This window comes from Vogesella oryzae (assembly GCF_902829295.1).
Lineage (GTDB): Bacteria > Pseudomonadota > Gammaproteobacteria > Burkholderiales > Chromobacteriaceae > Vogesella > Vogesella oryzae.
In genome coordinates, this window is sequence record NZ_CADEPL010000001.1 from 99,502 (window position 1) to 106,082 (window position 6,581).

5 protein-coding genes and 1 pseudogene are annotated in these 6,581 nt (G+C 65.1%); 5 read left to right on the top strand and 1 reads right to left on the bottom strand.

Features of this window, described 5'->3' with window-relative positions; translation table 11 throughout:
- The first annotated feature begins 95 nt into the window (after positions 1 to 95).
- The 5 genes from HU218_RS00500 (at position 96) to ccoG (ending at position 6,195) form a co-directional block, all read left to right on the top strand.
- Positions 96 to 1,241, top strand: a complete 1,146-nt coding sequence (locus HU218_RS00500) for a GGDEF domain-containing protein (RefSeq protein WP_174872960.1) — start codon at positions 96 to 98, stop codon at positions 1,239 to 1,241.
- A 269-nt stretch (positions 1,242 to 1,510) separates the two neighbouring features.
- Entirely contained in the window at positions 1,511 to 2,008 is a 498-nt protein-coding gene (locus HU218_RS00505; RefSeq protein ID WP_174872961.1) for a GNAT family N-acetyltransferase, read from the top strand.
- A 78-nt stretch (positions 2,009 to 2,086) separates the two neighbouring features.
- Entirely contained in the window at positions 2,087 to 2,716 is a 630-nt protein-coding gene (locus HU218_RS00510; RefSeq protein WP_174872962.1) for a LysE family translocator, read from the top strand.
- 144 nt (positions 2,717 to 2,860) lie between these two features.
- Entirely contained in the window at positions 2,861 to 4,705 is a 1,845-nt protein-coding gene (locus HU218_RS00515; RefSeq protein WP_174872963.1) for a sensor domain-containing diguanylate cyclase, read from the top strand.
- A 131-nt stretch (positions 4,706 to 4,836) separates the two neighbouring features.
- Positions 4,837 to 6,195 (top strand): cytochrome c oxidase accessory protein CcoG, encoded by a 1,359-nt coding sequence (gene ccoG / locus HU218_RS00520; protein ID WP_174872964.1) that lies wholly within the window; start codon positions 4,837 to 4,839, stop codon positions 6,193 to 6,195.
- 24 nt (positions 6,196 to 6,219) lie between these two features.
- On the opposite strand, the pseudogene HU218_RS00525 reads toward ccoG, so the two are convergent.
- Positions 6,220 to 6,581: pseudogene (locus HU218_RS00525) on the bottom strand (PLP-dependent aminotransferase family protein); the annotation flags it as partial.

The following is a 6,581-nucleotide window of genomic DNA, read 5'->3' on the forward strand; positions in this document are numbered from 1 at the left end:
CGCAACAGCATGCTGCGCCGCACATTTTTATTCTACCGCCCGTGCTACCATGCTTCATTTGCAACAAAATACATATAGTTGTCGCATTATTTGCAATGAATTTCGTCGATTCTGCCACGCTCACTTTCTGTCTGGCACTTTTCCACCTGCTTAGCGGCCCGCTGCTGTTCCTGCTGCCGGCCCCGCGCGAACAGCAGCAGGCACGCAATTACTGGCTGGGCTACAGCCTGACTGCCGCGGCGCTGTACGCCAGCACCCTGTTCTCGCCGGCTTGGCCGGCCTATAGCCAGGCGCTGCTGATCAACCTGCTGCTGCTGATCAAGTGCACCTTGCTGCTGCTGGCTTTTTCCAGCCTGCTCGAGTTGCCGGGCCCCTTGCTGCTGCAACGCCAGCATTTATTGCCGCTGATTGCCGTCACTCTGCTGGCAGCACTGCTTCTGCCGGCAGGGCCGGCGCTATCGCTGGCGCTGCCGTTGTTGCTTGGTCTGGCGTTCAACACGCAGCTGGCCTGGCTGCTGCTGCGACAGCATCCCCGCCCTGCCATCCAGACCCTGAGCGGCGGCTATCTGGCCGCATTCTGCGGTTTTGAAGTGCTTTACCTGCTGGATGCCATGCGTGGCAATCTGCCGCAGTTTCCGCTGGAACCGGCGCTGAGCCTGCCGCTGCTGCTGGCCACCCTGCTGCTGACCCTTTGCTTTGCCCTGCTAGGCCAGGAACGCGAACTGTCCAGCCTGCGCCGCCAGGCAAGCGAAGACCCGTTGACCGGCCTGCTCAATCGCCGCAGTTTTGAAGAGCAGGCGCGCCGCATGTGCGCGCTGCATGCCCGCCAGCAACAAACGCTGACCCTGCTGATCATCGATCTTGATCATTTCAAGCGCATCAACGATTGCTATGGCCATAGTCTCGGCGATAGTGCTTTGCGCAGCATGGCGACCATCGTGACGCAGCACACCCGCGCCGGCGACCTGTTCGCTCGCATCGGAGGCGAGGAATTCTGCCTGCTGCTGCCGCATACCGACACCGCCGGCGCGCGTGAAGTTGCCGCCAAGCTGGCCGCCCACATCCGCAGTGTCCGGGTGTTGCCGGAGCAAGCCGATAGCCACCTCACCGCCAGCATCGGCATCGCCAGCCTGCAGCCGGCGGGCGCCCACAGTTGGCCGCAGTTGTTCGAGCAGGCTGACAAGCGGTTGTATCGCGCCAAACATGCCGGCCGTGACCAGCTGGTATGGTGCGACGCCTGAGTTCACCCGCCTCGTCAGCTGCCAACCCCGCCTGCGCGGGGTTTTTTAATATTCATTACGTAATAAATTAATGTAATTCGTAAATTTGTTACGATTTACAGATCGAGTCGCTATTTGCATCCAAAACCTCGAAACTGTACCTGCCATAAAATCAGCCAGTAGCACCGGCAAAATCGGCATGGACGCTGGTTCACAAGCCGCCTGCAGGACATGCACAATGCGGAAAACCACATGCAGCATTGCCACTGCCCATCTATCCGGAGAAACCGATGTCTGAAATCAGCCTGCGCCTGGCTACCCGTGAAGACCTGCCGACCATCGTTGCCATCTACAACAGCACCATCGCCGGCCGCATGGTGACCGCCGATCTGGAGCCGGTATCGGTTGCCAGCCGCGAAGACTGGTTTGCCGCCCACGACCCACAGCGCAGACCACTATGGGTAGCAGAGCAGGATGGCCGCATTGCCGGCTGGATCAGCCTGTCCGATTTCTACGGCCGCCCCGCCTACAACGGCACCGCGGAAGTCAGCATCTATCTGGATGAAGCCTGCCGTGGCCGCGGCCTGGGTCGCCGCCTGCTACAGGAAGCCATCGAACGTGCACCGGCCTATGGTGTCGATACGCTGCTGGGCTTCATCTTTGGCCACAATGCCCCCAGCATGGCGCTGTTCCGCCACTTCGGCTTTGCCGAGTGGGCCAACCTGCCGCAGGTCGCGGTGCTGGACGGTGTGCGCCGCGATCTGATCATCCTCGGCAAGAAACTGTAATTTCATTCTTGATAGCAGCCATTGCCGGCATTTGCCGGACTTTGACTGCCTGATCATCATCGATAACCAGGAGTTGCCATGCTGCTTGGCCCGGAACAGCTGCTCGCCTTTCTGCCCGCCGCGATACTGATCACCCTGTCGCCGGGGCCGGACAATCTGATGGTGCTTAGCCTGGGCATCGCGCGCGGCCGTCGGGCCGGCATGGTGTTTGGGTTGGGCTGCGCGCTGGGCTGTCTCAGCCACACCACGCTGGCGGCGCTGGGCGTCGGGGCACTGTTGGCCGCATCGCCACTGGCACTGCTGGGGTTGAAACTGCTGGGCGGCGGCTATCTGGCATGGCTGGGCTGGCAGGCGCTGCACAGTGCCGGCACCAGGTTGCAGACTGGCGCTCCGCAGGGCGCGGAGCCGTCGCTATGGCGCCTGTTTGCCAAGGGCCTGTGCGCCAACGCGGTCAACCCCAAGGTGATCCTGTTTTTTCTGGCCTTCCTGCCGCAGTTCATCAGCAGCGGCGGCAGCGCCGGCTGGCAGACACTGCAGCTAGGCGCGCTGTTTACCCTGCAGGCGGCGCTGCTGTTCGCCACCCTCGGCTACTTTGCCGGCCACGCCGGCAGCTGGCTGAACACCTCGCCACGCCGCGGCATGTGGCTGGACCGGCTGGCCGGCATGGTGTTCATCGCGCTTGGCTTGCGGCTGATGCTGGCCCGCTAGGCCCGCCACACATGGCCAAAAACCACATTTTTTCATCGCGATTGCATAAACTGCACCAATGTTCTGTTAAAGCCGGAGCCGCACGTGCCGCTACACGTGCTTCATGCCAGAATGGTTTAAGACACGCCATTTGCACCTAAACTTATGCCCCGAATCCAGCAACTGGCCAGCGGTCGCACCCACCGCGTGAAGATCACTGCCGCCGGCATCCTGATCAGCCTCCTGCTGCTGCTAGTCGGCGGCATGGAGCTGGTGACCTCATACCGTACCGTTATCGAGCAGGGCTATACCCAGGCCCGCACCGACAGCCTGCTGTTTGCCCAGTGGATGCAGCAGGACTTCCGCGATGTCGAGCTGCTGCAGAACATGCTGTCCGAGCAGCTGGAAGAACAGGACTTCGCCATCCGCGACAGCAGCGAACGCACCGCGCTGGAAAGCAAGCTGGTCCGCGCCATGCGCGGCGTGCCGCAGGCCTACGACATGCTGCTGGTGGATAACCAGTGCCGTCTGGTGCTGTCGTTCAAGATCTCGCCGGGCTTTGATGCCGGCGAGGGCGGCTACTGCAAGGCGATGCTGATACCGACCCGCGCCGACCGCTATGTCAGCCCGCGCTTCCAGAGCGGCAGCGGCGATACGGTGGTGGTGGTTACCCAGCGCGTGCGCGGGCTCAACGGCCGCGTCATCGGTCTGATCGGCACCGTCATCCGCACCAGCTACTTCCAGCAATTGCTGGACCGCACCGTGGTCAGCGGCCACTACGACACCATGACCTTCACCGACAACCGCCTGCAGGTGCTGGCGCAGTTGCCGGCGCAGTCCACCCTGCCTGCCGCGCCGCTGGCCGACAGCCATGCCAAAGCCCTGCTGCAGCGTGACGAAAATGATGGCGAAGACAGCTACGAACTGCGCTCGCCGCTGGATGATCGCGTGCGCCTGCACTCCAGCCGCGAAGTCGACCACCTGCCGCTGCTGGTCAGCGTCGGACTGGACAAGAACACCCTGCTACGCCCGTGGCAACTCAAGGCCTGGCTGTTCCTGCTGACCTGGCTGCTGGTCAATCTGCTGCTGGCCTACGGCATCCGCCGCTACCGGCAAAACACCCGGCTGGCCGATGCACTGGCGATCCGCAGCGTGGCCATCGATCACGCCGCCGAGGCCATCATCATCGCCAATAGCAGCGGAGTGGTGGAGTACGCCAACCCGGCCTTCGAAAACATGACCGGGCTAAGTAACAGCGAAATCTGCGGCCAGGCGCAGCTGGACGAGCTGTTGCTCGGCGAGCACCCGCAACTGAAGAGCGAGCTGCAGCAGGCGCTGGCGGCCGGCCATATCTGGCGCGGCGAGCTGGCCAGCAAGCACCGCAACGGCAACAGCTACCACGAAACCGTGTCGGTGGCGCCGGTACGGTCGCCGGAAGGCCACATCCTGCACATGGTGGCGATCAAGCACGACATCAGCACCGCCAACCAGCTGCAGGCCGAACTGCAGCGGCTGGCGAATACCGACGAGCTGACCGGCCTGTACAACCGCCGCCAGTTCATGCAGCGCACCGGCGAGGAGATCGCCCGCAGCCAGCGCTGGGAGCGGCCGCTGACGCTGGCGATGCTGGACCTGGACCACTTCAAGCTGCTCAACGACCGCTACGGCCACCCGTTCGGCGACGAAGTGTTGCGCCGCTTTGCCGCCTGCTGCCAGACCACCGTGCGGCTGGAGGATGTCTGCGGCCGGCTGGGCGGCGAGGAGTTCGGCATCCTGATGCCGGATACCGACCGCTACAGCGCCAGCCAGGTGATGGAGCGCGTGCGCGAGGCGGTGGCCGCGCTGCAGCTGGACAATCCGCAGGGCGGGGAGCCGGTGCAGTTCACCGTCAGCATCGGCATCAGCGAGCTGTATCCGGGCGATGCCACCGCCACGCCGATGATGGCGCGCGCCGACGCCGCGCTGTACCTGGCCAAGCAGCAAGGCCGCAACCTGGTGCGCACCGGCTAGCAGCAGTTGCGCCAGCGCAAACGTTGGCCGCATCCGCCGGGCTGTGCCCGCCATTTGTTCGCTATCTGTGCCTGTCCCGCCGCGGGGGTGGCTCCTAAGCTCGGCGCCAGTTCAACTCTCGGGCGCAGAGCATGGCCATCCCCATCCATTTTGTATCCGGCAAGGTTTACCCGCGGCTGACCGGCGGCCGCTTCAACAACTGGCGCATCGCCTTTGTCATCGTCACCCAGCTGCTGTACTTCGGCCTGCCGTGGCTGCAATGGAACGGCCACCAGGCGGTGCGCTACGACTTCGCCAGCATGCGCGGCTACCTGTTCGGCCTGACGCTGCTGCCGCAGGACCTGACCTACCTCGCCGGCACGCTGATCATCGCCGCGCTGGGGCTGTTCCTGTGGACCATGCTGGCCGGGCGGCTATGGTGCGGCTTTTCCTGTCCGCAAACCGTCTACAGCCAGATCATGCTGTGGCTGGAACGCCTGCTGGAAGGGCCGCCCAATGCCCGCCGCAAGCTGGATGCCGCACCGTGGGGCGCGGAAAAACTGCTGAAGAAAGGCGGCACGCAAAGCCTGATGCTGCTGTTCTCGCTGCTCACCGGCCTGACCCTGGTCGGCTACTTCACCCCGATGCGCGAACTGGCGGCCAACCTTGCCGCCGGCCACATCGGCCCGTGGGAGAGCCTGTTCGCACTCGGCTACGCCGCCTTTACCTGGCTGCTGGCCGGCCACCTGCGCGAACAGGTGTGCAAGCACATGTGCCCGTATGCCCGCTTCCAGGGCGCGATGTTCGATGACCACACCCTGCTGGTGGCCTACGACAGCGCCCGCGGCGAACCGCGCGGCGCACGGCGCAAGGAGGCGGCCAACGTGGCAGCGCAGGGCGACTGCGTCGATTGCGGCCTGTGCGTGCAGGTGTGTCCCACCGGCATCGACATCCGTAACGGCCTGCAATACGAGTGCATCGGCTGCGGCCTGTGCGCCGACGCCTGCGATGGCGTGATGGACAAGTTGGCCGCACCGCGCGGGCTGATCCGCCTCACCACCCAGCACGCCTTGCAGCACGCACCGGCACCGCGTGCCTGGCAACGGCCGCGCGCGCTGCTGTACGGCGGGCTGATCGCCACGCTGACGCTGGCGATGCTGGTCAGCCTGTGGCTGCGGCAGCCGTTCCGCGTCGACATCCTGCGCGACCGCGCGGTGATGGCGCGCGAAAACGCGGACGGCAATATCGAGAACGCCTACGCGCTGCGCATCTTCAACACCCTGCCGCAGGCGCGGCAATACCGGCTGGTGGTGAGCGGCGAGGGCGTGGTTGCCGCCCAGCCGGACACGCTGCTGCAGGTGCCGGCCGATGGCGATCGCAGCTTCATCGTCACCGTGGCCGGCGACCCGAATGTGCTGGCGCGCGGCAGCCACCCGATAACCTTCGAGCTGCAGGATGCGGCCAACCCGCAGCAGCAGGTCAGCGAGGAAACGCGGCTGCTGATGCCCTGAGCCGCGTACGACGGATAGTGCGCGTCAGGCGTCGCGGCGCAGCGCGCGCGCCAGCCAGTCCAGCGCCGGCTGCTGGCTGGCGGCATCGAAGTAGCTGGCATTGAGCCGCAAGGCGTGGCGGCCGGCTTCGCCCGGCAGGCACAGCGTGCCCGGCGCCAGCTGGATGCCCTGCTGCTGCGCCTCGGCCGCCAGCGCCACGCCATCCACCGGCAGGTTTTCCAGCCACACGAAATAACCGCCCTCTGCCGGCTGCAGCGCGCAGCCTTCCGGCAAGATTGGCCGCAACGCCGCCTCCAGCGCGCCGACCCGGCTGGCCAGTTGCTGCCGCAGCCGGCGCAGGCCCGGCAGATGGCGGCCACCGGCCAGCAGCTCGGCCAGCGCCAGCT